Source organism: Ruegeria sp. CDSC042, from assembly GCF_059610745.1.
In genome coordinates, this window is sequence record NZ_JBXWOF010000004.1 from 32,447 (window position 1) to 57,148 (window position 24,702).

The 24,702-nt window shown below is 56.6% G+C and carries 27 protein-coding genes; 10 read left to right on the forward strand and 17 right to left on the reverse strand.

Annotated elements, in window-relative coordinates; all coding sequences use genetic code 11:
* Positions 1–28 precede the first annotated feature (28 nt).
* From AC2FHX_RS09925 to AC2FHX_RS09955, 7 genes are all read left to right on the forward strand, one after another.
* Positions 29–1,150 (forward strand): D-alanyl-D-alanine carboxypeptidase family protein, encoded by a 1,122-nt coding sequence (locus tag AC2FHX_RS09925; RefSeq protein WP_281994856.1) that lies wholly within the window; start codon positions 29–31, stop codon positions 1,148–1,150.
* On the forward strand, positions 1,147–1,770 hold the full coding sequence (tmk, locus tag AC2FHX_RS09930) for a dTMP kinase (protein ID WP_496677443.1): 624 nt from the start codon (positions 1,147–1,149) through the stop codon (positions 1,768–1,770). Before AC2FHX_RS09925 ends, tmk begins: the two co-directional genes overlap by 4 nt.
* Positions 1,771–1,780: 10 nt before the next feature.
* Positions 1,781–2,902: a DNA polymerase III subunit delta' gene (locus AC2FHX_RS09935; RefSeq protein WP_496701770.1), complete on the forward strand. Its 1,122-nt coding sequence runs from the start codon at positions 1,781–1,783 to the stop codon at positions 2,900–2,902.
* Positions 2,899–3,705 carry a TatD family hydrolase gene (locus AC2FHX_RS09940; RefSeq protein ID WP_496701768.1) on the forward strand — a complete coding sequence of 269 codons (807 nt, stop codon included), beginning with the start codon at positions 2,899–2,901 and terminating at the stop codon, positions 3,703–3,705. Before AC2FHX_RS09935 ends, AC2FHX_RS09940 begins: the two co-directional genes overlap by 4 nt.
* Entirely contained in the window at positions 3,702–4,499 is a 798-nt protein-coding gene (locus AC2FHX_RS09945; protein ID WP_271950144.1) for an MBL fold metallo-hydrolase, read from the forward strand. The genes AC2FHX_RS09940 and AC2FHX_RS09945 overlap by 4 nt, the downstream gene beginning before the upstream one ends.
* A gap of 62 nt (positions 4,500–4,561) precedes the next feature.
* Positions 4,562–5,494, forward strand: coding sequence for an AEC family transporter (locus AC2FHX_RS09950; RefSeq protein ID WP_142634838.1), 933 nt, complete (start codon positions 4,562–4,564; stop codon positions 5,492–5,494).
* Positions 5,495–5,563: 69 nt separating this feature from the next.
* Positions 5,564–6,262, forward strand: coding sequence for a CbiX/SirB N-terminal domain-containing protein (locus AC2FHX_RS09955; RefSeq protein WP_496701766.1), 699 nt, complete (start codon positions 5,564–5,566; stop codon positions 6,260–6,262).
* 45 nt (positions 6,263–6,307) lie between these two features.
* Here the strand turns inward: AC2FHX_RS09955 and AC2FHX_RS09960 are convergent, their stop codons facing one another.
* The 5 genes from AC2FHX_RS09960 to AC2FHX_RS09980 all read right to left on the reverse strand — a co-directional run bounded on the left by AC2FHX_RS09960 (position 6,308) and on the right by AC2FHX_RS09980 (position 10,692).
* A complete protein-coding gene (locus AC2FHX_RS09960) occupies positions 6,308–7,303 on the reverse strand; it encodes a diguanylate cyclase domain-containing protein (RefSeq protein ID WP_496701764.1) in 996 nt (331 codons plus the stop codon).
* Positions 7,300–7,887, reverse strand: coding sequence for a heme NO-binding domain-containing protein (locus AC2FHX_RS09965; RefSeq protein ID WP_496701762.1), 588 nt, complete (start codon positions 7,885–7,887; stop codon positions 7,300–7,302). The genes AC2FHX_RS09960 and AC2FHX_RS09965 overlap by 4 nt, the downstream gene beginning before the upstream one ends.
* A 121-nt stretch (positions 7,888–8,008) precedes the next feature.
* Positions 8,009–9,568 carry a trimethylamine methyltransferase family protein gene (locus AC2FHX_RS09970; protein WP_496690834.1) on the reverse strand — a complete coding sequence of 520 codons (1,560 nt, stop codon included), beginning with the start codon at positions 9,566–9,568 and terminating at the stop codon, positions 8,009–8,011.
* Between the two features lie 118 nt (positions 9,569–9,686).
* A complete protein-coding gene (locus AC2FHX_RS09975; protein WP_271950155.1) occupies positions 9,687–10,382 on the reverse strand; it encodes an HAD family hydrolase in 696 nt (231 codons plus the stop codon).
* Positions 10,383–10,407: 25 nt separating this feature from the next.
* A complete protein-coding gene (locus tag AC2FHX_RS09980; protein WP_142634849.1) occupies positions 10,408–10,692 on the reverse strand; it encodes a DUF3572 domain-containing protein in 285 nt (94 codons plus the stop codon).
* 87 nt (positions 10,693–10,779) lie between these two features.
* Between AC2FHX_RS09980 and AC2FHX_RS09985 the strand changes: the two genes are divergently transcribed.
* Positions 10,780–12,180, forward strand: a complete 1,401-nt coding sequence (locus tag AC2FHX_RS09985) for a diguanylate cyclase (RefSeq protein ID WP_496701760.1) — start codon at positions 10,780–10,782, stop codon at positions 12,178–12,180.
* A 5-nt stretch (positions 12,181–12,185) separates the two neighbouring features.
* On the opposite strand, the gene AC2FHX_RS09990 is transcribed toward AC2FHX_RS09985, so the two are convergent.
* From AC2FHX_RS09990 to AC2FHX_RS10005, 4 genes are read right to left on the reverse strand one after another with little or no spacing between them, the layout of a single operon-like run.
* Complete coding sequence (locus AC2FHX_RS09990) at positions 12,186–12,659, reverse strand: periplasmic heavy metal sensor (RefSeq protein WP_496701758.1); 474 nt, start codon at positions 12,657–12,659, stop codon at positions 12,186–12,188.
* The gene (locus tag AC2FHX_RS09995) at positions 12,656–12,997 is read right to left on the reverse strand and encodes a hypothetical protein (RefSeq protein WP_281972823.1); all 342 of its coding nucleotides are present in this window, start codon (positions 12,995–12,997) and stop codon (positions 12,656–12,658) included. The genes AC2FHX_RS09990 and AC2FHX_RS09995 overlap by 4 nt, the downstream gene beginning before the upstream one ends.
* Positions 12,990–13,604 (reverse strand): RNA polymerase sigma factor, encoded by a 615-nt coding sequence (locus AC2FHX_RS10000; RefSeq protein ID WP_496701756.1) that lies wholly within the window; start codon positions 13,602–13,604, stop codon positions 12,990–12,992. Before AC2FHX_RS10000 ends, AC2FHX_RS09995 begins: the two co-directional genes overlap by 8 nt.
* A gap of 6 nt (positions 13,605–13,610) precedes the next feature.
* Positions 13,611–14,078, reverse strand: a complete 468-nt coding sequence (locus AC2FHX_RS10005) for an EF-hand domain-containing protein (RefSeq protein ID WP_496701754.1) — start codon at positions 14,076–14,078, stop codon at positions 13,611–13,613.
* 223 nt (positions 14,079–14,301) lie between these two features.
* On the opposite strand from AC2FHX_RS10005, the gene AC2FHX_RS10010 reads away from it, so the two are divergent.
* Positions 14,302–14,700 (forward strand): DUF983 domain-containing protein, encoded by a 399-nt coding sequence (locus tag AC2FHX_RS10010; RefSeq protein ID WP_142634860.1) that lies wholly within the window; start codon positions 14,302–14,304, stop codon positions 14,698–14,700.
* A gap of 25 nt (positions 14,701–14,725) precedes the next feature.
* The gene (locus tag AC2FHX_RS10015) at positions 14,726–15,430 is read left to right on the forward strand and encodes an NUDIX hydrolase (protein ID WP_496691038.1); all 705 of its coding nucleotides are present in this window, start codon (positions 14,726–14,728) and stop codon (positions 15,428–15,430) included.
* Between the two features lie 6 nt (positions 15,431–15,436).
* On the opposite strand, the gene AC2FHX_RS10020 is transcribed toward AC2FHX_RS10015, so the two are convergent.
* The 8 genes from AC2FHX_RS10020 to AC2FHX_RS10055 are packed head-to-tail and all read right to left on the reverse strand — an operon-like array spanning position 15,437 to position 24,630.
* Positions 15,437–17,104, reverse strand: coding sequence for a ribonuclease J (locus AC2FHX_RS10020; protein ID WP_496701752.1), 1,668 nt, complete (start codon positions 17,102–17,104; stop codon positions 15,437–15,439).
* Positions 17,101–17,880 carry a type III pantothenate kinase gene (locus AC2FHX_RS10025; RefSeq protein WP_271950166.1) on the reverse strand — a complete coding sequence of 260 codons (780 nt, stop codon included), beginning with the start codon at positions 17,878–17,880 and terminating at the stop codon, positions 17,101–17,103. The genes AC2FHX_RS10020 and AC2FHX_RS10025 overlap by 4 nt, the downstream gene beginning before the upstream one ends.
* An 11-nt stretch (positions 17,881–17,891) precedes the next feature.
* Positions 17,892–18,641 carry a biotin--[acetyl-CoA-carboxylase] ligase gene (locus AC2FHX_RS10030; RefSeq protein WP_496690841.1) on the reverse strand — a complete coding sequence of 250 codons (750 nt, stop codon included), beginning with the start codon at positions 18,639–18,641 and terminating at the stop codon, positions 17,892–17,894.
* Between the two features lie 36 nt (positions 18,642–18,677).
* Positions 18,678–20,120, reverse strand: a complete 1,443-nt coding sequence (gene nuoN, locus AC2FHX_RS10035) for an NADH-quinone oxidoreductase subunit NuoN (protein WP_496689762.1) — start codon at positions 20,118–20,120, stop codon at positions 18,678–18,680.
* 15 nt (positions 20,121–20,135) lie between these two features.
* Positions 20,136–21,680, reverse strand: a complete 1,545-nt coding sequence (locus tag AC2FHX_RS10040) for an NADH-quinone oxidoreductase subunit M (protein ID WP_142634872.1) — start codon at positions 21,678–21,680, stop codon at positions 20,136–20,138.
* Positions 21,680–23,830 (reverse strand): NADH-quinone oxidoreductase subunit L, encoded by a 2,151-nt coding sequence (nuoL, locus tag AC2FHX_RS10045; RefSeq protein ID WP_282021421.1) that lies wholly within the window; start codon positions 23,828–23,830, stop codon positions 21,680–21,682. The genes AC2FHX_RS10040 and nuoL overlap by 1 nt, the downstream gene beginning before the upstream one ends.
* Before the next feature lie 6 nt (positions 23,831–23,836).
* Entirely contained in the window at positions 23,837–24,142 is a 306-nt protein-coding gene (nuoK, locus tag AC2FHX_RS10050) for an NADH-quinone oxidoreductase subunit NuoK (protein ID WP_050602759.1), read from the reverse strand.
* Complete coding sequence (locus AC2FHX_RS10055) at positions 24,139–24,630, reverse strand: hypothetical protein (RefSeq protein WP_496730692.1); 492 nt, start codon at positions 24,628–24,630, stop codon at positions 24,139–24,141. Before AC2FHX_RS10055 ends, nuoK begins: the two co-directional genes overlap by 4 nt.
* Between the last annotated feature and the right edge of the window lie 72 nt (positions 24,631–24,702).

The window sequence follows — 24,702 nt, forward strand, 5'->3', positions numbered from 1 at the left end:
ATCATCTGTACTGACCCTCGGTTTGGCTATGTTTGCCCTGCCCGCACAAGCTTTCGATACGCAAGCCCGTGCTGCCTATGTCATGGACCAAACGACAGGAACCGTTCTTTTGTCCAAAGACGCAGACCAGCCGTTGCCGCCCGCGTCCATGTCCAAACTCATGACCCTGTTTGTAGCATTCGAAGCGCTGCGGGACGGTCGCCTGGAACTGAATGAGGAACTTCCGGTTTCCGAACATGCGACCAGCTATAAGGGCTCAAGTATGTTCCTGAACACGCAGGACCGTGTCCGGGTCGAAGACCTGCTGCGCGGGATCATAGTCCTGTCAGGAAATGACGCATGTGTTGTTATCGCCGAAGCCCTTAGCCCGGACGGAACCGAAGCTGGGTTTGCCCGGTTCATGACCCAACGCGCGCAACAGCTGGGCATGAATAATTCGAACTTTGCGAATTCGAACGGATGGCCAGCCGCAGGCCACATGATGTCTGTGCATGACCTCGCCATTCTGGCCGACCATCTGATTAGCGACTTTCCCGAATATTACCCTCTGTTCGCCGAGGAAGAGTTCGAATTCGACAACCGGGTGCCGTCAAATTCGCGTAACCGGAATCCCTTACTGAAACTTGGGATTGGTGCGGATGGGCTAAAGACTGGCCACACGCAAGAAGCGGGCTATGGCCTTGTAGGATCGGCCCAACAGGGCGATCGCAGGGTCATATTCGTTTTGTCGGGGCTCGACAGCGTCGCCCGCCGCGCAGAGGAGGCTGAGGCCGTCGTTAACTGGTCGTTTCGCAATTTTGTCGAGAGGCAGCTTGCCGAAGCAGAAAAACCGATAGGACAAGCCGATATCTGGATGGGCACTTCGAAAACGGTTGATCTTGTCCCGCAAGAGGATTTGACACTGCTGCTGCCTGTTCTCGGGGATAAGAATGTTGAGGCAGAAATCGTCTATGACGGTCCGCTTGAGGCCCCCATCGCCAAAGGACAGGAAATCGCTGAGCTTGTCATCAAACCCGATGGCCTGCCCGAGATCCGCCGACCTCTGGTCGCAGCGGAAAGCGTCGAAAAGGGCGGTTTCTTCGTGCGGATCATGACGGTCGGCGGCATTGTTGCAAAAGATGTCATCGGTAACCCGTTGGGCGCGATGTGACGGCGGGCGGGTTGTTTCTGACCTTCGAAGGCATTGACGGATCGGGCAAATCCTCTCAAGCGCGCATGCTGGCCGAGCATTTGCGCGGCCTCGGGCATGATGTCGTACTGACACGTGAACCTGGCGGCTCAGCCGGGGCCGAAGAAATCCGCAGGCTGGTTCTTGAGGGCGATCCCGACCGCTGGTCCGCCGAGACGGAAATCCTGCTGTTCACTGCTGCGCGGCGCGACCATCTGGAACGCACCATTGAACCCGCTTTGACTGCGGGCAAGATCGTCATCTGCGACCGTTTCGCCGATAGCACCCGCATGTATCAGGGCCTATCTCGCGGCGACCTGCGGGGATTGGTCGATCAGTTGCATAAGCTGATGATCAAACGTGAACCGGATCTGACCGTGTTGATCGACATGGATCCTGAAACCGGCCTCTCTCGGGCCAAGGGTCGGCAGGGCACCGAAGAACGGTTCGAGGATTTCGGCATTCACCTGCAACAGAAGATGCGGGCCGGTTTTCTGGCATTGGCAGATGAGTTCTCCGACCGGTTTCGCGTGATCGACGGCGACAGGGACATGGACAGCGTTGCCCGGGATGTGACAGATATCGTCATGCAAGCCTTGTGACGGACGATTGATGAGCGACGACACCCCGATCCCGGATCAGGCACCCGGTGCCCTCCATCCGCGCGAAACACCGCAACTGTTTGGGCAGGCCGAGGCCGAGCAGGCCTTTCTTGACGCCTATACTTCTGATCGTCTGCACCACGGCTGGCTGCTGACCGGCCCCCGAGGTGTGGGTAAGGCAACGCTGGCCTGGCGGATCGCGCGGTTTCTGCTGGCAACCCCGCCGGTCGAAGAGGACGGACTGTTTGGCGCGCCACCTCCCCCTAAAACGCTTGAGATTCCACCAGATCACCCGGTTGTTCATCGAATTCTGGCTGGTGCCGAGCCTGGCCTGGCCGCCATCAAACGATCCGTGAACGATCAGGGCAGGTTGCGAAATGAAATCGTTGTGGACGACATTCGCAAACTTGGGAAGTTCTTCGGCCTGTCCTCGGCCGATGCGGGCCGCCGTGTCGTCATCGTAGATTCTGCGGATGAAATGAACATCAGCGCCGCCAACGCATTGCTGAAAATGCTCGAAGAACCGCCTGCGCGGACAACGCTGCTGTTGATATCGCATCAACCGTCCCGCCTTTTGCCCACGATCCGATCCCGGTGCCGTACCTTGCGCCTTTCGCCGCTGAACGCGGAAGATATGAACGCCGCACTGACCCAGACCGGGGTTGAGCTGACTGGAAACCCCGACCATCTGGCCGCTCTGGCCAGCGGGTCCGTTGGGGACGCCGTCCGCCTGATAAATCTGAGCGGACTCGAAATATATGCCGAGCTCATCGCGATCCTGAGCACCCTGCCCCGGCTGGACAGACAACGCGCTCTGGCTCTGGCCGAGGCTGCCGCACAGCGCGGAGCAGCCGAACGGTTCGAGTTGCTGTTGACGCTGATCGACATTGCCTTGTCACGTCTTGCTGTGACCGGTGCGACTGGTGCTCCGCCATCGCCAGAGGCCGCGCCAAACGAAGGTGATATCCTGTCCCGTTTGTCCAGATCGCCGGAGCAGGCACGCCTTTGGGCGGAAACCGCAGCCCAGATCACCGCCCGCGCCCGCCACGGGCAGGTGGTGAACCTTGACCCTGCCGCTCTGGTCCTAGATACGGTGTTCAAGATACAGGAAACCGCCGGTCAGAACAGATGAGCGACACCCCCCAAATCACCGACAGCCATTGCCATCTGGACTTCCCCGATTTTGAAGGACAGTTGGACCTGATCGTCGCAAATGCGGCCGAATCCGGTGTGACCCGGATGGTGACGATCTGCACCAGGTTGAGGAACGAACCCACTGTGCGCGCCATAGCTGAGGCTCACGCGCCGGTATTCTACGCGGCAGGCACGCACCCGATGAGTGCAGCCGATGAACCGATGGCAACTGTGGACGAGCTGGTGGCACTGTCACAGCACCCCAAGTTTGTTGGTATCGGTGAAACCGGGCTGGATTATCACTATACCGCCGACAGTGCGCAGGTTCAGCAGCAATCCCTGCGCGTTCATATCGAGGCCGCTCAGCGTACCGGACTGCCTTTGATCATTCATGCGCGCGCGGCGGACGAAGACATGGCCCGCATTCTGGCCGAAGAATACGGCAATGCCCCCTATTCATGTGTGATGCATTGTTTTTCGTCTTCGGCCGAACTGGCACAGTCCGCCCTGGATCTTGGGTTTTACCTGTCCATGTCGGGCATCGCCGCTTTTCCCAAAAGCCAGGAATTGCGCGATATTTTCGCAAATGCGCCAGTAGACCGCATCCTGGTTGAAACCGACGCGCCCTATCTGGCGCCGCCCCCGTTTCGCGGCAAACGGAATGAACCGGCCTATACCGCCCACACCGCCCGCAAAGGCGCCGAGGTCTTTGGCATGGGCTATGCCGATTTCGCGGCGCAGACCCAGGCCAATTTCGAAAGACTCTTCACCAAGGTCGCCTCTCACAAGGCGGCGGCATGACCACGCTGCGCTGCACCATTTTGGGCTGCGGCTCGTCAGGTGGAGTGCCACGTCTTGGCGGTCACTGGGGCGACTGCGACCCCGAAAACCCCAGGAACATCCGCCGCCGCTGCTCGATGTTGGTCGAACGTGACGGGCCCGAAGGCACCACCTCGGTTCTGATCGACACAACGCCTGACATGCGCAGCCAGCTGCTGGACACCGGCACCGGGCGGTTGGACGGGGTGGTCTATACCCATTCCCATGCCGACCACGTCCATGGCATTGACGACTTGCGCATGATCGTCTTCAACATGCGCGAACGGGTGCCGGTCTGGGCTGATGGCGACACCCAGAATGATCTTTTGGGCCGATTTGGCTATGCCTTCATCCAACCCGAAAACTCACCCTACCCGCCGATCCTCAACCTCAAGACAATCGACGGCCCGTTCGAGATCACTGGCCCGGGAGGCCCTATCCCATTTCACCCCTTCAAGGTGAACCACGGATCAATCGACGCGCTTGGTTTCAAAATGGGCAATCTGGCCTACCTGCCGGACGTGGCAGAGATATATGACGATGCCTGGACCACATTAGAGGGTCTGGACTGTCTGGTGATCGACGCGCTGCGCCGGTCCCCGCACCCGACCCATGCGCATCTGGAAAAGACCCTTGGCTGGATCGACCTGTTGCAACCAAAAACCGCGGTTCTGACCAACATGCATATCGATCTTGACTATGCCACGGTCGACGCAGAAACCGCAGACAACATCACCCCTGCTTATGACGGCATGGTGATACATCAGGCTCTGTAGAGCCCTGGCCGAGATCATGCAGATATCCTTTCCCGCGCGAATAACTGTTGCGGAACGCTGACATGTTGCAAAATCTCATTGAAGTCATCCTTCCAGTTTTTCTTGTTATTGGAGCAGGTTACGTCTCCACTCTTCTTGGATACTTCAAGGAAAACCACATTGATGGCCTGATGAAGTTCACTCAGGGTTTTGCAATCCCCTGCCTTCTGTTTCTTGCGATTTCACATCTCGACCTCAGTGTCAGTTTTGATCCCAAGCTGTTGATCAGCTTTTACTCTGCTGCGGCGCTTTGCTTTTGTGCCGGCCTGTTCGGCGCGCGACTGATCTTCAACCGCGAATGGGAAGATTGCGTCGCAATCGGTTTTTGCTGCCTGTTCTCCAATTCCGTCCTGCTGGGATTGCCGATTACTGAACGGGCTTATGGCCCTGAAAGCCTTACGGGCAATTATGCCGTCATCGCCTTTCACTCGCCGTTTTGTTACGGCCTAGGCATCACGGTAATGGAGGTGATCCGGAACCGAGGCCACGGAGGATCGCGAATGGTTCGCTCGGTCCTGACCGCGATGTTTCGCAACGCTCTGATTGTCGGGATCTCACTGGGTTTCATCGTAAATCTGTCCGGGCTCGGCGTGCCAGCCGTTGTGGATGATGCCCTTGGCCTGGTGACCCGCGCGGCCCTTCCCGGCGCGCTGTTCGCGCTTGGGGGCGTTCTGGTTAAATACAGACCCGAAGGTGACCTAAGGGCGATCGCCTTTGTCTGCGGCGTTTCTCTGCTGCTGCACCCGAGCCTTTTCTGGCTTTTCGGATCCACCCTTGGACTGCCACAGGATCTATTCCGGTCCGGAGTGATGACAGCCGCCATGGCCCCTGGTTTCAACGCCTATATCTTTGCAAACATCTATGGCCGCGCCAAACGGGTTGCTGCATCCTCTGTTCTGTTGGGTACGGCAGTATCTATCCTGAGCGTCTGGTTTTGGCTGACCCTATTGGGCTGACGGTGCGGCAGGCGGATTGACTTTTACACGACGCGGCGCACCTATCGCTAAAGTGGACAGGACAGATTTATGACACACGCCCTTATCGTTACCCATGGCCAACCTTCTGACCCAGAACCAGCCGAAGCGGTCTTGGCGGCTTATGCGGCCGATGTAAATGCCCTGTGTGCCGGTGTTTCGGTTCATTCTGCAACGCTGGCAGCCCCTGGGGCACTTGACAGCGCACTGGACAAGATTCCCGGCAACGCCGTCATCTATCCCCTATTCATGGCCAAAGGGTGGTTTGTCACAGATGTGCTGCCGAAACGTATTGGTGACCGCCGAAACCCTATTCTGGATCCCTTGGGCGCGGACCCGAAATTGCCCCATTTGGTCGCGCAAACCCTTGAGGGAACGCTGCAGGACAAAGACTGGCGGTCACAAGAAACGGACCTTGTGATCGCTGCGCATGGATCGGGCCGCAGCAGAAACCCTTCCGCCGTTGCAACGGCATTCGGCGACGCTTTGTTGCAACTGATACCACTTGGATCCCTGCGCCTTGGGTTTGTCGAAGAGGCCCCTTCGATTTCTGTGGCCGCCGCAGGAACCGGCGCCCAAACCCTGTGTTTGCCATTTTTTGCCTGCACGGGTGGCCATGTTCTTGAGGATGTGCCGCAAGAATTAAGCAAGGCCAAGTTCAAGGGACAGGTTTTACCGGTTGTGGGTGAACTGCCACTGGTGCAGCAACACATAGCGTCCGTTCTCAAAGCTTTTTCTCCATCGAAGTAGAGTCGTCTGACCACATACACTTTGCCGGTTCCTTTAGGGGGAAACCTATCTGTGTGAGTGATCCACAAGCTGCGAATATAGACAGTGGCGAGACCGGCCATTTCGCTTGGCCGCATACAGGGCAAGGTCTGCCGCATGCAAAATCTCAGCCGGTTTAAGCGATGGAAACTGGGTCGAAAGCGCCGTGCCTATACTGGCTGAAACCTGGCACGACACGTTGTCGAACATCATCGGTTCCCGCAGCCGTTCGATCAGCCTGCTGGCGATTGCAGAGAGAACACCCTCGTCCGTCAATCCTTTGTATATAATTACAAATTCGTCCCCGCCGACACGCGCCACTGTATCGTCTCCGCGGATTTCCTCACCCATGATCCGCGCCGCCTGTTGCAACACATAGTCGCCTGCGGCATGCCCGAATTGGTCATTGACCGATTTGAAAAAATCAAGATCCAGATGCATCAGCGCGAATGGAGATTTGGACGAGATCATGTGATCCAATAGAACATCCATCGCCCGGCGATTTTTCAGCCCTGTCAGTGTATCTGTAAATGCCTTTTCCTCGGCGGCAAGCATCGCCCCTTGAAGGCGCAGGTTCAGAGATCTGGACGCCTCCATCGCTGCCGATTTCGCCTCGACCAGATACAATAATTCGATCGCCAGATCAGTGCCCGAGAAATCCGCACTGGTCAGGGCATAGTCCCGGACCGCATCCAAAATCGATATTCCGAAAGACAGATTGATGACCGCCCCCTTACCTTCGGGCAGCGGAGCGATAAGGCCCTTCAATGCGGTGCGCGGGGCGTCGTGAAACCTGAGGTGCAATTTGGTGCCCGCCTGGGACATCAAGCCTGAAACCGTAGTCACCGCTCTGGGGCGAAGCAGCTCAAAGATATCCAGAAAGCTTTGACCTTCCATCGGCTTTTCAGGGCGCAGCTTTTGCAAGGTTGATCCGACGCGGGTCACTTTCCCATCCTCGTTCACCAGCAAAAACATCGGACACAGGGTTTGTAAAAGCTCTCCCAGATAATTCGCGTTCATCATGCTTTTCGCGCCCCTAAATCAAAATGCCGACCTTCTGAAAAAGCGCTTTCTACCAGAACGATTGAGATAAACTCGATCTCACCCTGCTGGCCCTCATGCGACAACATGGCCAGAGCCCCGTAATCATCAGCCATCGCGCGCAATACGCCAACCATGACGCTTGAAAACCCAGGCAGACCTGGATGGCAGGACAATCTGTATTCCGTCGGTGAAAGCTCGTGCAATTCAAGTGCCGGAAGATTTAGATCCGATACGGCCAATCTGACACGGTCAGACAGATCATCAAGCGAATGGAGAAATTCCAGATAGCTGACACCGCCAAATCGCAACAGACGGCGCAGGTCTTCCATGTTGGGATGAGACACAAGGTACGTTCCCAGATCTTCAAGAACGTCACTGCGTGAACGTTTCAGGACCGTGCATACCTCATCCAATACCTGCTCGGTAATATCATCGTCGTAAACAAGCATGGCCTCGAACTCGGCAAAGCCCAGTTCGGCTGAATCCATCACGCGCATCCAGCACGGCTGCCCGTAGGCCACCGCAACAAAGGATTGAATCGCCCGGTTGATCAGACCATGCATGAGAGACCTCAAATTGGTTTCTCACGCAGTGTGCTCTGAAATTTGTTAACAAACACCCAACACGCGGGCGTCACCGCATAGAATTCACGCAAGTATCGAAGTGGAAGTGACTGAGATTACGCTAGAAATCTGTCGGCGCTCCGCCTTCGGTTTTGCGTCGTGCGACAAAGTCGGCAAGCTCTTCCCGGATGCCCTCATCCATTGCCGGAGCTTCAAAGCTGGTGATGATTTCCTTGAACATGTGATGCGCGCGCTCAGCGGTCCAGACGCCTCCTGCGACTTCCCAACCCTCATAGTTCTTCCAGTCACTCAGAAACGGCTGATAAAACGCTGTGGTATAGCGATCCTGAGTGTGCTGAATGCCAAAGAAATGCCCGTCATTGCCGACTGACCGGATCGCATCCAGAGCAATCTCGTCAGGGCCGGTTGCCGTCAATTCCGGCTGCATATACCGCTGAATTTGCTGCAATATCTCGCAATCCATAATGAACTTTTCAGGGCTTGCGATCAGGCCACCCTCAAGCCAACCTGCAGCGTGATAGACCATGTTGGTGCCCGATTGCACCGCCGCCCATAATGAGTTCGAGGTCTCCCACACAGATTGGCCATCCGGAACGTTTGCCGCGCAGACACCCGAAGACCGCAGGGGCAGGTCATAAAATCGGGCCATCTGGCCGGTCATCTGTGTCGCCCGCATGTATTCCGGCGTTCCAAAAGCCGGAGCACCAGATTTCATATCCACATTCGAGGTGAACGTACCGATGACACAAGGAATCCCTGGTCGCACATATTGGAACAATGCAATCGCGCACAGCGCCTCAGCCAGGGATTGCGCTACTGCACCGGCCATTGTGACGGGGGCCATCGCCCCGGCCAAGGTGAACGGCGTCACAACAATCGCCTGCCCGCGCCGCGCCAACCTCAGGCAACCGTCGATCATGGGCTGATCGTGCTTCAACGGCGAGGTCGAGTTGATGTTGGTATACATCCTCGGCTTGGCTTCGAATTCTTCATGGCTCAGACCCCCTGCGATCCGCACCATTTCCATGACGTCTTCGACGCGTTCCTTGCCCAGCGAATAGGCATGCATCGCCTTATCGGTCAGAGTCAGCTTGTCGTAGAGAACATCCAGATGCCGGACGCTGGCATGTATATCCACTGGCTCGACCGGGTATCCGCCGGCAAAATGGATACAGTTGAAATACTGCGTCAACTTCAACAGGTTCCGGCACATCTCGCGATTTCCCGGTACCTTGGTGCCAATCTCCATATCCCAGTAGTTCGGCGGGGACGACACATTTCCGAACAGCAGGTTTTTGCCCCCGATCTCGATTGCGCGGTCGGGATTACGCGGTGTGATGGTAAAGGTGGATGGGGCTTTACGCACCATTTCCATGACAAAGTCCCGGCCCATTCGAACGTTGTCGCCGTTGATCGTACATCCGGCCTCACGCAGGATTCCGATTGCCTCTTCGTTGTAGAACTCGATCCCGATCTCTTCGAGAATCCGCATTGCGCCCTCGTGGATCGCCGCGACGCCAATCTCGTCCAACGGTTCGGTTGGTTTGTCGGTGTTGATCGGAGGGCTCCACGGCATCTGATCAATAACCGCTGCGCCCCGTCTCTCGGCGGCACCGGCCCGTCCTCCGCTGCGACCTCTGCGTGCTTTCTTGTCGGCCATTGGACACTCCTCGGAACTTGGCTTTCTAGAAGCAAGCCCCGAACGCGTACTGTTGGCCGCTCTGTCTGCGACAGGCTATGTCGGTTTCGACGTCTGAACCGCCGAATTCACAGCCCGATCACGCATTTTCGTACAACCAAGCAGGTATATGTCCGATGTTTGGCAAGACGACATCGGCCATCGCTTCGAGCGTTTCTGCACGCGCCAGACCCGTCAGAACCCCGATCGTCTTCATACCTGCTGCCCGTCCGGCCTGCAGATCATGCAGGCTGTCGCCCACCATTGCTATGTTTTCTGGGTTTACCCCCACATGCTGTGCAAAGGCGAAGAGTTGACCCGGGCCTGGCTTGAATCCGTGCCCACTGTCATAACCGGCGACAAAATCGAAATGTTCGCGGATTCCTGCAGACGAAAGATGCTCGGATGCGGGCATCTCTCCGTCATTGGTCGCAACACCCAGTTTCAGCCCTGCCTCACGCAGCCCCTCAAGGAACGGGATAAGTGGAACGGCCTGGGCTTGCGGAGATGAGGCCGACTCGGCATTCAACAGATCCACCAACTCTTCGCGCGGCATTTCCGGGAGGTGCGGCTCTAGAACCTCGGCGATTTCTTCGACGGTGCCCGCTATGACAACACTGTCCTCAGAATAGGCAACCTGTTCGAGGTCAAAGCCGATCACCTGCCCAAGCTCGGCCGCACGGGCATGATCTCCGTTCGTCACTCGCAGTAAAAAATTGCGCCCGAACGTGCCCCAGGTTTCCGCGAAATCGAACAAGGTACCGTCTTTGTCGAACAGGATGGCTTGGATTGGCATTGTGAAACTCCTGCCCGGTAGGCTTTCAGGTCCAATGAACTTCCGCGCCGCCGGACAACAAGGCGCGGGCCTGGCCCGGCTGATCATACGGCACAGAATTGACGTCACAAAACTCGACTACCCACGAATCGTCAAGCATTAGAAAATCCAGAACAGAGCCCAGAAACTCCGGCTCTGCTGCCCTGTCTTTTATGTCCTGCACCGAAGCCCCCGTCGAACCCAGAAATACAGGCAGCAGGTCATCATTGCCCACAAGCCAGGCAAGGGCATTCAGCGCCAGCGTTTCGGCGGATTGAGCGGAAATTGGCATAAAGAATCCCCTGATCTGATATTGGAAAGGGTTTGTTAACCAGAGTCATAAACACTTTAGCAACGCATGCAATCAACGGTGACTGATATGTCGGTGCAAGGAACGATCCTTGTCCTGGACGGGACCTCAACCAATCGAATTATGCTGAAGGTACAGCTTACCGCGGCCTGGTATCACGTCGCACAGGGGGAAAATCTGCGGGGTCTTGATGGGCTGCTGAAACGTGTGCGCCCCGATTTAATTTTAACCGCGCAGTCATTGCCGGATGGAACGGCGGCTGATGTCAAGAAAGTGGTAATGGCCGACCCGGATCTGGCGGATATTCCCATTGTCGCTATCGCGCCGCAAAACGACAAATCCGCAAGGTTGAGGGCATTGTCAGATGGGTTGGACGATGTATTGGCGCACCCGTTCAAGGACACGTTGTTGCTAGCTCGGGTTCGCAGCTTGCTAAGGGCACGCGCCGATACGCAGGAATTGCAAGACAATAGCGGATCGCCATGTTTGGGATTTGCCGAAGCGACAAGCGCCTTTGCTACGCCACCCAAAGCTGCGCGCGCCGCCCTACTGACGCAATCCGCTAAAACCGGGGCGCTTTGGCAGAAGGCGCTGTCCGAACATACGCATCACAGTCTGTCAATTCACACGATATCGAACCTTCACCGCCTGCTTTCCGGCCCCATCCCGGACGCGATTATTGTCGAAATTGATGGCGAATCTTCAGGCCTGAGTATTCTGGCGGATTTGAAATCGCGCGGGGCAACACGGCACACAGTGCTGATCGGCATCTTGAGAAAGGATGACGCGTCTCTGGCTGCCGAAGCGCTGGATCGTGGCGCGGATGCCATCTGTATGGCGGGGTTCTGCCCCCGTGAAACTCTGTTGCGGCTTGATAACCAGCTTGCCCGCAAAAGCCGAATTGACCAGATGCGGGATTCTTTGCGGCGTGGCGTCGCGGAATCCTGGGTGGATCCACTGACCGGCCTGCATAACCGCCGCTATGCAATGCGAGCATTGAAGCAAATCGCCCGGCAGTCTGCGCAGACCGGGCGCGGTTTTACCGTGATGGTGGCCGATCTGGACCATTTCAAATCAATCAACGACAAGTTTGGCCATGCCGGAGGCGATCAGGTCTTGATCGAAACAGCCAAGCGCATGCGCAATTCCATTGGTTCTGACGGCTTTGTGGCACGGATTGGGGGCGAAGAATTCTTGATCGGTCTGCCTGAAACTACGGGGCCGCGGGCATTGGGGATCGCACGAACCGTCTGCGACGACATCTGTCAGTGTCCATTTGACCTATCCGAGGCCGCCGAACCAATCGCAGTGACAATCAGCATCGGCCTCATTACAGCCGATGACAACACGTTTCGCCAGGGTATCCCACCCGCACCATTGGACAACATGATAAAATCTGCGGATACGGCCCTGTATGCTGCGAAAAAGGCGGGACGCAATCAGGTCATGGTCCAGAATCACGCAGCCTGATCCGGTCAGTCGCGTTTTCTGCCCGCTTTCGATTTTCGGTGCACCACATCTTCCAGACGATCAGCGTATTCGACGCGTTCTTTCGGGCTCATGGCTGACACACGGATCAGCCACTGTTCCTGCAAAGCAGACTGCATCTCTGACATCACCTGCGCCTGCTGACCCAACAAAGTCTCTACAGCGTCAACCGCGAAGGGTTCGGCACGAAGTGCGTCGCCAAGGGCTTGAAAATCCGCCGTCCGATGATCGACACCTTGGCGGTGCAGGCCCGAAAGCTCGGCCCGCATCGCCTGGCGTTCATGCTTGGGAAGCGCGCGATAAAGCGCCGATCCAAATCCCGGAGGGGTTTTGACGTGGTCATTGTTTCTGACGCGCAGCGCCGTGCCAACAACCGCACCGATGACTAGCAGATTGATAGCAAGGGACACGATCAGCAGGACAGGCATCCACCGGCGTTTAGGTTTTGACTGTTCGCTCATTCGCCTTCCTCCAGGAAGATTGTATTCAGATCCATATCCGCAACCTCAAATCCAGAGGATTGCGAATAAAGCAACGTCGCCGGATCGGGCAAAAAGGCCGGGGCAGTCAATCCAATCCAGATGCCAGCAATGCCCGCGGCCGCCAGACCTCCCATCCCCTGCCAGCCAAAGAAACTATCCAATGCCTGTGCCCAGAACCCTTGGGGTGATTTCTGAAGCCTTTGCAAACGAACGGTTTCCGCATCGGCCAGAATACGAAGGGCGAGTGCATCGGGTAACGGCTCATTTTCTTGACGAGCACGTAAAAACAGGTGATTCAGGTCGCTATTCTCATCCATCGGCATATCCCAACTCGTCTCTTCTTGCGGCTAACTGCTGTGCCAGTGCCCGCTTTCCCCGAGCTGTCAGACTCTCTACAGCTTCGACGGAAATATCCATGATTCCCGCGATTTCGGGATTGGGCAACTCTTCGATGTGGCGCAAGACAACAGCCTGACGTTGCCGATCCGGAAGTTGCGCCAACGCGAACTGCAGTGCGTCCAACCTAGCGGCATCCTGAAGGTGTTCGGTTGCACTGATCGCATCGCTTTCAGGTTCGGCAACATCAGAAAGACTGTCCGCCGATTTCTTCCGCCGAATATCGACACACAGGTTCAGAGTGACCCGGTAAAGCCAAGTCGACACCTTTGCCTGTCCAGCAACCCAATCCGGCGCCATCTTCCATAGGCGCATCATGGCTTCCTGTGTGACATCTTCGGCTTCGGTCCGGTCGTTCAACAGCCTGAGCGCCACCGAAAAACTGCGCGGCCCAAGCCGATCGGTCAAAATGCGTGCCGCATCAGCGTCACCCTCGGCGAACCGCCGCAACAATGCATCGTCTCCAGGGTCGCCCGCAGCCTGACTTTGGCTGCGAGCCCCCGTTGATGAGGTACTCAGGTCCCGCATCCTTCATTAGCTGTCGTCGGTGCCAGCCTTGTCACGTTTTTTGTGATGCCAGCCCATCCGGTTTTTCGCATCGGCAAATTCCTGTTCCGAGATCGTGCCATTTTTGTCCGCGTCGATGCGGTCAAACATCTTGCCAGCACGGCGCGGCTTGGGCAACTCATCATCGGATAAGAGGCCATCCTGATTGGCGTCGTGCTTTTCGAACATTTGATTCACACGCTCATTCGCCTTCTTCTGGCCAGCCGCTTGCATCTCGTCGACGCTCAGCATGCCGTCGCCATTGGTGTCGGCATTGGTGAAACGCTGTTGCCTATAGGTTTGCATTTCTTCCTGTGTTACCTGACCATCATTGTTCAGGTCCAACTCTTGAAAGGTCACGTCCTCTCGGCCTTTCGGACCGACGGCCAAGGCGGTTGTGCCTGTCAATGCAATGGCCGATACCAGAATGGCCGGGATAAGTTTCGCGCTTTTCATATCGTTTTCCTTTGTTTCTCGCGACCGGTTTGTCGCTGCTCACATAGGTTAAAACGGTGCAGTTTTCGGTTTCCGTCGCCCAATTTTAATTTTTTTCTGTTGCTCACTGCCAACGACCACATAATTTCCGGACATCTCATCGCGGCACAAAGCGACGCACCCCCCTTTTCTGTGGGGCAAAACAAGCGCAATATCAGGGCAATCTGAATGCGCGAGTTTCAAAATGACAGATCAAACGATCGACACAATATCCGAGAACGACCGTCCAACCCGGCCTGCGCTAATCAAAGGCTTCCGTTGCCGCTGCCCAAAATGCGGTGAAGGCAAGCTGTTGCACAGCTACCTGAAGGTGAATGACAGCTGCAGCAGCTGTGGTCAGGAACTGTTTCATCACCGTGCGGATGACGGTCCAGCCTATCTGACAATCCTGTTGGTCGGTCACCTGCTGGCGCCCGCTTTGCACATCTCTTATGTCCAGTGGCGCCCTGACCCGCTGAACATGTTCCTGATTTTTGCATTCGGATGTACAGCCTTGACACTGTTCCTGCTACCGCGAATGAAAGGGGCCGTTGTCGCCTATCAGTGGGCACGACGGATGCATGGGTTCGAAACGGACCGATGACTGGAATGATTGGGTCGGCCCTGAGATGAGTACGGACAAAACTGCTATACGGGACGCTGCAACAGTTATCGTGTTGCGGGACCGGATGTCGAACCCTTCCATTTTGATGGGTCAAAGGGGCGCAAAAGCCGTTTTTATGCCGAACAAATTCGTGTTTCCGGGTGGCGCGGTAGACGCAGAGGACGCCCTGGTCCCGCTATCGGCTGACATGTCCCAGCTCTGCCGCGATCGGCTTGCTGAACAGTCTCCGCCCGGGCTGCAGAATGCTTTGGCGGCCGCCGCAATCCGCGAGCTCTGGGAGGAAACCGGCCTGGTGCTTGGAGTTCCCGGCGCTTGGACAGGTGAGGTGCCGATTGACTGGCAAAGCTATGCAGAGGCAGGATTTCTGCCCTCTGCACAGGCATTGCAGTTTGTTTTTCGCGCCGTCACCCCGCCCGGCCGTACGCGCCGGTTTGATGCACGATTCTTTTTGGTAGATGCAGACGCCCTGCAAGGCGATCTGGATGACTTTGGCCGCGCTTCGGATGAGTTGTCTCACCTGCAATGGGTTCCGTTGAACAAGGCGCGCGAGCTTGATCTTCCCTTCATAACCGAAGTTGTTCTGGCCGAAGTTGCAGCCCGGGTCACACGACCCGAACCACCTCAAAGCGTCCCGTTCTTCCTCAATCAAGAAGAACAAAGCCTGTTCTTACAGATCAAAGGCTATCCAATGTCCGAACAGGACTTCTAGCCGAACCTACTTCATTCGGCTGATCACCGTGGTCACCTCGGGCTTTTTGCCGATCTCGGTCTTTGCTGTCTGACGCACGATCCGGCGCAATGCCTCTTCCAGCTTGTCATCGTCGCGCAGGGTTTTGGTATCCGCCCGCATGAGGAATTGGTTCAGGTCCTCTTCCAGAACTTCGACCAGTGCTGCGCGCGATGTTCCGGTCTCGGCCAAGCCCATCGTATCGCACCAGGGTTCACCCAACGGTTCGTCTTCTTCGTCTAAAATAACCGTCACGGTCACATGCCCGTTCAAGGCCATGCGAATGCGGTCGCGGACAACTCCATCCAAGGCTCCGACCTTTACGGTTCCATCCAGATAAGTTCGGCCTGTCTCGACGTAGTCGACGACCTTGGGGGCATTGCCGCTGAGATCCAGCATCGTGCCATTGACTGCCACAACCCCGGTACGACCACCCGCTTCGGCCAGTTTAGCATGTTCGCGCAGATGTCGGTGTTCACCATGCATGGGAATAACCATCTGTGGGTTGACTATGGCGTGCACTTTTTCCAGATCAGGCCGGTTGGCATGGCCAGAGACGTGATACAGACCCGAGCTGTCATCCACCACATCAACGCCCTTTTCGCTGAGCTGGTTCATGATGAAGATTACGCCCTTCTCATTGCCCGGTATCGTCTTCGACGAGAACAGGAACAGATCGCCTTCCTTCAACTCGATCCCGCGGTATTTACCGCGTGCAAGCTGGGCACTGGCCGCACGGCGTTCACCCTGGCTGCCGGTTACGATCAGCATCAGGTTCTGGCGCGGGATATCTACGGCCTCTTCGGCGCTGATAACCTTGGGAAAATCCGCGAGAATACCGGTTTCCGTCGCGGCCTCGATCATCCGCCGCATCGCACGACCTAACAGTACGACCGAGCGTCCCGCGCGCTGCCCAGCCTCGGCCAGCGTCTTCACCCGTGCGACATTCGAGGCAAAAGTCGTCGCAACCACCATGGATTTGGCATTTTCGACCAATTTGGTGATCTCAGGCCCGACTTCGGATTCCGAGCGGCCCGCATGCGTTGAAAACACGTTCGTGCTGTCGCAGACCAATGCTTTCACGCCGTCCTTGGCAACCTCGGCCCACAGGTCCTGATCAAACGGTTCGCCGACCACAGGGTTGGCATCCAGCTTGAAATCACCTGTATGCACGATCCGCCCCGCAGGCGAGTCTATGACAAGCGCCGCACTTTCGGGGATCGAGTGGGAGACCGGCAAAAACCCGACTGTAAACGGGCCAACCGTCACCTGTTCAGGCCAGGCTGACAGGGTCTGAACCGCGTCTGTCGGATGGGCTTTCTCTTCCATCTTGCGACGCGCGAGATTTGCGGTGAAGGCGCGTGCATAGATCGGGGCGCCCAAGTCGTCATAGCAATGCGCCACAGCGCCGACATGATCTTCGTGGGCATGGGTGACGAATACCGCCTCAAGCCGGTCGGTACGTTCTTTTAGCCAGTTGATATCGGCATGGATCAGGTCGACACCGGGTGTTGTGTCCATATCTGGGAAGGTTACACCAAGATCGACAAGGATCAGCTTTTCCTTTCCCGGCTTGCCATAGCCATAGACATAGGCATTCATCCCAATTTCGCCCGCCCCGCCCAGGGGCAGATAGATCAGTCGTTCACTGCTCATGTTGAGCCATTTTCCTTGTTATAGCGATGGATCACGGTCAGTCCGTGCATCGTCAAATCGTCTTCTATAGCGTCAAACCCAACATCTGCCTGATCGAACAGAGGCGCAAGCCCCCCAGTCCCCACGACTTTCATCGGCATGCCATATTCCGCCTTTATCCGGGCAATCAGCCCTTCGATCAGACCGGAATAGCCCCAATACACGCCAGATTGAATGCAGCCAACCGTATTTGTTCCAATCACTTTTTCGGGACGTGTGATGTCGATATGCGGCAACGCGGCGGCCCCCTGGTGCAACGCCTCAAGGCTCAGGTTTACACCTGGAGCGATGATGCCTCCGACATATGCTCCATCCGAAGACACCACGTCAAAGTTGGTGGCCGTTCCAAAATCGACAACAACCACATCCCCGCCATGCCGTTCAAACGCCCCGGCAGCATTGGCCAGGCGATCCGGGCCAGGGACCGTACCCTCGTCTATGCGCGGGCTGACAGGCAGCAGACATTCCGGCTTGCCCACGACCAATGGGCGACAGCCAAAGAACCGGTCCGCAAAGACGCGCAGATTGAATACCACACGCGGCACGGTCGAGGCGATAATCACATCGGTGATATCAGCTTGGATCTCATAATGTTTGACCAGCGTAGAGTACCAGGTGAAATAGGCATCTGCCGTACGGGCATGGTGCGTAGAAGTGCGCAGCGTGCAGACGAATTCCTCACCGTCCCAAATCGAGAAAACGGTATTGGTGTTGCCGCAGTCGATGGCTAGAAGCATTGGTGCCCCTTTCAGAAAAATACGTCTGCCGCAGGTATGCTGACGCGGCCCTTCGCGGTGTTTAGGACAAGGTTACCGCCTGCGTCCACCGTTTCGAAGGTCCCGACCGTCTCAGTGGTGACAGTACGCGCGGTGATGACCTCGCCCAGCTTAGCTGCGCGGGACAACCAAGCAGCGCGGATGGGTTCGAACCCGTAGGTTACAAACTGGGCCTCGAAACGCGCATAGGCCGATGCAAGCTCGGTCAAAAAATCTTCGGTGGTGACATCTGCCCCTGTCTCGGACAACAGCGAAACCGGCCTTAGCGCACCTGGTTCGACTTTATCTGCAGTCGGTGCCTGCGCGAGATTGACGCCAATGCCGATTGCCAAATGCGAGACGTCCCGCCCCTGCCCGGTACTTTCCAGCAGAATCCCCGCAAGCTTACCACCGTTCAGCAACACATCATTGGGCCATTTTAGCGACAAACCCGATATGCGTCCGGTGACCGCCACACATGCATCAAACAGGGCCAAGGCAGCGACAAAACTGCGCAGAGCGGCCTGTTCCGGGCGTCCTGCGGGCCGCATCAGCAGCGTTGCGGCAAGATTTCCCTCGGGGTTTGTCCAGACCCGTCCGCGCCGACCGCGCGCCTGTGTCTGGCGGTGCGCCAGGATCCAGACCGGACCCTGAGCCATCGGCGCGATCCGGGCGGCTTCGTTCAGAGTGCTATCGACCTCTTGCAATACATGCAGGCCATATCCATCCGGCCAATCACTCATGTCACAAGTACAATAGGCCGCCGGTAATGGTCGAAATCAGTTAACAAGCGTCGCCGCTGCAGCTGCCGCTGCGCCCTCAATCCCAAACTGATAGAATACGCCAACCAACATCAATGCAGCTGACCCCATCAGAGCAACCCACAGAACCGGAGACGAATTTGCGTCGATCGGGTCGTCATTCTCGGCACCGAAATACATATAGTATACGATCCGTAGGTAATAGAATGCACCGATCACCGAGGCGATGGCAGACATGATAACCAGACCGGTCAGGCCAGCCTCAATACCCGCTTGCCAGACGCCGAATTTCGCAAAGAACCCAAGCATCGGTGGAACACCGGCAAGGCTGAACATCAGGATCAGCACGGCCAGAGCCTTACCCGGATCGCGTTTGGAATACTGGCGCAAAGCGTCAATGTCGGTAACAGGTTTACCGTCCCGTTCCATCATCAGGATAAAGGCGAAAGTTCCGACATTCATGGTCACGTAAATCGCCAGATACATCAGCATCGCCTTGATACCCAGCTCGGTCCCAGCCGCCAGTCCGATCAGCGCATACCCCATATGGGCAATCGACGAAAACGCCATCAGCCGTTTAATGTCGCGTTGTCCGATGGCAGCCACGGCCCCCAACAGCATAGACAGAACAGACAAGAGTACGATCACCTGCTGCCAGTCCTTTACGACACCTCCAAATGCGTCGTGCAACACGCGGGCAAACAGGGCCATAGCGGCCACTTTGGGCGCCGTGGCGAAGAAGGCAGTGACTGGTGTGGGCGATCCTTCATAGACATCCGGTGTCCACATGTGGAACGGAACAGCCGAAACCTTGAACGCGAGCCCCGAGATCAGGAAGATCAACCCGAACAGCAACCCGAGGGTCACATCGCCGTGGTGAACTGTTTGAATGATGCCCGAGAACAGCGTGGTACCCGTAAAGCCGTAGACAAGCGAAGCCCCATACAGCAGCAAGCCCGAGCTAAGCGCGCCCAGAACGAAATATTTCAGGCCAGCCTCGGTGGATTTGGCGCTGTCACGACGCAGCGCAGCCACAACGTAAAGTGCCAGCGACTGCAGCTCGAGCCCCATATACAGAGACATCAGGTCACCCGCGCTGACCATCATCATCATGCCGACAGCGGCAAGCGCTACCAGCAAAGGGTATTCGAAACGCAACAACCCGCGGCGGGTCATATAGTCCTGGCTCATCATCAAAACGGCTGCGGCAGATAGCAGGATCGCCACTTTGGCAAAGCGCGCGAATCCGTCATCAACGAACATGCCGTTAAACGCGATGTTCGTTCCGTCGCCATTGGTGGCGATCCAGAACGCCAGCAGCGCCATCAGCCCTGCTGTCACCCAGACCAATGTCGGCGCAAGCCCGTCCTTGGTGGTGTAAACAGCCGCAAGCAATGCCGCCATCGCATATAGTGCCAGAACGATCTCTGGCAGGATAATTGTCAGATCAGCCTGGATCATGTCTCCAAAGCCTCCTTAATGCGAGGCGGCTGTCTGGGTCGCGGTCTCAGCCGCGGCCAGAGCCGTATCATAGTTCGAAATCAGCGCGGCAGTCGAGTTGCCAATCACATCTGTTACCAGCGATGGATACACACCCAGCAGGATCGTCATGACGATCAGGGGGGCAAATATCAACCGCTCGCGCGAGCTCATATCAGTCATCGCCTTGAGGCTTTCTTTGATAAGATCCCCAAATACGACTCGACGATACAGCCACAAAGCATATCCCGCCGAGAAGATAACACCAGTCGCGGCCACAGCAGTCACCCAGGTATTGACCTGGAATGCGCCCATCAGGGTCAGGAACTCTCCGATGAACCCACTGGTGCCCGGCAGGCCAACATTGGCCATGGTGAACAGCATGAAGACCAGCGCGTAGGCCGGCATCCGGATTACCAGACCGCCATAGGCCTCGATATCGCGGGTGTGCATCCGGTCATAGATCACGCCGACACACAGGAAGAGCGCCGCCGAGATGAACCCGTGGCTGAGCATCTGGAAGATGGCTCCGTCGACCCCCTGCTGGTTTGCCGCAAAGATGCCCATGGTGACAAAGCCCATATGCGCGACCGAGGAATAAGCGATCAGCTTTTTCATGTCCTCCTGCACCAGTGCAACCAGCGAGGTATAGACCACAGCGATGGCCGACATCCACAGCACCAGATCGGTCATCACCGCCGACCCCACCGGGAACATCGGCAGGCTGAACCGCAGGAAGCCATAGCCACCCATCTTCAACAGGATCGCCGCCAGCACGACCGACCCTGCGGTCGGCGCCTGCACGTGTGCATCCGGCAGCCAGGTGTGGACCGGCCACATCGGCATCTTCACCGCAAATGAGGCAAAGAACGCCAGGAACATCAGCGTCTGCATACCGCCTACGATATGGATGCCCAGAACGGTAAAGCTGTCGGACGAAAAATGATGCGCCATCAGCGCTTCGATATCCGTCGTGCCTGCATCCGCATACATCGCAACCATAGCCACCAGCATCAGCACAGAGCCAAGGAACGTGTAGAGGAAGAACTTGAAGCTGGCATAGATGCGCTCTTTACCACCCCAGATGCCGATGATCAGGAACATCGGGATCAGACCCGCTTCGAAGAACAGGTAGAACAGCACCAGGTCCAGCGCCATGAACACGCCAAGCATCAGCGTTTCCAGCAGCAGGAAAGCAATCATGTATTCCTTGACGCGGTCTGTCACATTCCAGCTGGCCAGAATTGTCAGCGGCATAATGAAAGTGGTCAGCAACACGAACAGGACGCTGATGCCATCCACACCCATCTTGTATTTCAGACCCATCAGCCACTGGCCCTCTTCCACCATCTGGAAGCCGGTGTTTTCAGGATCAAAGCCAGTATAGATGCCAACCGAGACCAGGAAGGTCACCGTCGTCGCAACCATGGCCACCCATTTGGCATTGCGTTGCGCGGCTGCGTCGTCGCCCTGCAGAAACAGCGCCAGTATGGCGGCCGCCGCTGCGGGGATGAAGGTGACGATCGAGAGGATATTGTCCATTAGTGTGCGCCTCCGCCGATCGACATCCAGGTGACCAGGGCAGCAATTCCCAGGACCATCCAGAAGGCATAGGTAAATATGTAACCAGTCTGCGCCTTGCCTGCGAGGCGGGTGAAGAATGGCACGATGCCCATCGCTACCCCGTTCAGGAAACCGTCAATCGTGTTGCCGTCGCCGCGTTTCCACAGGAACCGCCCAAGTGCCAAGGCAGGTTTGACGAAGATCGCGTCATAGATCTCATCAAAGTACCATTTGTTCAGCAGGAACAGATAAAGCGGACGCTGGTTTGCTGCCAAGCGCGCGGGCAACGTCGTATTCACGATATAGAACCAATAGGCCACGATGAAACCAAGCAGCATCGCAACGAAGGGTGAGACCTTGACCCATTTCGGAACAGCATGCGCATCGTCCAGCACATGATTGTCCGGTGCGATGTAGAGCGCGCCTTCTCCGGGCGTTCCAACAAAGGCATAATGGTGATCGCCGCCCTGCGCGTCCTTCTCACCATGGCTGTCCTCCGCGTGACCAGCATCCGCATGCGTATCGTCGCCGTGATCATCTTCGGCATGGGTATCGTCCCCATGCGCGCCCTCTGCCGCGTGGCCATCCACCGAAGCCTCTGCAACCGGAATGCCATAGAACTGGCCGACCTTGTCGGTGTGGCCAAAAAAGTTGCCATACCAGATCATCCCGGCGAAAACCGCACCCAGCGACAGAACGCCCAGCGGAACCAGCATGACCAACGGGCTTTCATGCGCATGGTCATGCGTGTGCTTGTCCCCGCGCGGCTCGCCATAGAAGGTCAGGAAAATCAGACGCCAGCTGTAGAATGACGTAAATACCGCCGCAATCACCAGCATCCAGAACGCATAGCCGGTGCCTCCGGCAAAGGCGCTTTCGATGATGGCATCCTTGGACAAGAACCCGGCAAAACCGAATGTGGTCAGCGGAATGCCAACCCCGGTAATAGCCAGCGTACCGATCATCATCGCCCAAAACGTATAAGGGATTTTCTTCCGTAACCCGCCATATTCCGTCATCTCTTGCTCGTGATGCATCGCGTGGATCACAGAACCCGCCCCAAGGAACAGCAGCGCCTTGAAAAACGCGTGTGTCAGCAGGTGGAACATCGCCGCCGAATACATGCCAACGCCTGCGGCCACAAACATGTAACCAAGCTGCGAACAGGTCGAATAGGCGATAACACGTTTGATATCGGTCTGAACCAATCCCACGGTCGCTGCAAAGAAAGCCGTCGAAGCGCCGAGGAAGGTGATGAACCCGGTCGCACCCGGCGCAAACTCCATCAGCGGAGACATGCGGCAGATCAAAAATACACCCGCAGTCACCATGGTCGCGGCGTGGATCAGGGCTGATACAGGCGTCGGACCTTCCATCGCATCCGGCAACCAGGTGTGCAGGAACAACTGTGCCGATTTGCCCATCGCACCGATGAACAGCAGAACGCAGATCACCTCGATCGCGGTCCATTCACCCCACAGGAAGTGCAGCTTCTCTTCGGCCAATGCCGGGGCAGAGGCGAAGATGTCCGAGAAATTGATGCTGTCGGTCAGCAGGAATAGCGCAAAGATACCAAGCGCAAAGCCAAAGTCCCCAACCCGGTTGACGATAAACGCCTTCATCGCCGCCGCATTGGCGCTTGGCTTGCGGTAATAGAACCCGATCAGCAGATAAGACGCGACGCCCACACCTTCCCAGCCAAAGAACATTTGAACCAGATTGTCGGCTGTCACCAGCATCAGCATGGCAAAGGTAAAGAAGGACAGATAGGCAAAGAAGCGTGGCTTATAGCTTTCGCCTTCGCGCCATTGCGGATCGTGATCCATGTAGCCAAAGGAATACAGATGCACCAGCGCCGAGACGGTCGTCACCACGATCAACATAATCGCGGTCAGCCGGTCCAGACGAATGGCCCAACTTGTCGACAGCGAGCCGCTTTCGATCCAGCGCATGATCTCGATCTGCTGGGTGTGGCCGTCGAATGTCAGGAACACGATCCACGACAGCAGACAGGCCAGAAACAGCAGGCCCGTGGCGGTCCACATGGCGGCTTTCTCGCCTATGAACTTCCAGCCGAACCCGCACAGGATCGCGCCCACCAGCGGGGCAAAGAGGATGGTGGTTTCCATGTGCCCTTACCCCTTCATCATATTGACGTCTTCAACCGCGATCGAGCCGCGGTTGCGGAAGAAGCAGACCAGAATAGCCAGCCCGATCGCCGCCTCGGCCGCCGCCACGGTCAACACGAACAGCGTAAACACCTGCCCGACCAGATCGCCCAGGAAGCTGGAAAACGCCACAAGGTTGATATTCACCGCTAGCAGCATCAGTTCGATGCTCATCAGCAGGATGATGACGTTCTTGCGGTTCAGGAAGAGACCGAAGATGCCGATGACGAACAGCGTCGCCGCGACCGTAAGATAGTGTTCAAGTCCGATCATAGCTTCGCTCCTGGCGAGTCGGGGTAGTAGAGTTTGCAGCCGCAAAAAGCGTCCATCTGATTTCGCTTTTTCATGCTACCTATTAGCTCCAGCCGGTTGGTCGAAATCCCGTATCCGTTTTTGTTTGCCAATTCTTGGATTTCAGGAATCGTAGACTTGGAGGTCAATTTTAGATTTCCGTATGGAGGAAACAACAAATCTGCCGACGTCGATTTTCCTTTAAGATCGATGCCAGGGTGATTGTTTTTGTTTGCCGGACATACTCCACTGACTTCGACGACCTCTTTCGAATTACAGTCGGTAATGACTACACTTTCGTAAGTACCACAACCGCTTGATATCCAACGCTGACCAACCCGACCGCCTCCTATGTCGACAGCAGAGCTAGCCTCCAAGAAGTGTCCCCATTCATCACCAGCGTTCTTGAACGAACAGTCTGTCGAAACACGAATCCTCTTATCGACATGCCAAAAAGGTTTGGAGGCCATTTCACAAACAATAACGTTGCAATCCTCCGCCAAAGCTGGACCCACCGACCACAGCATTGGCGCTAGCGCTGC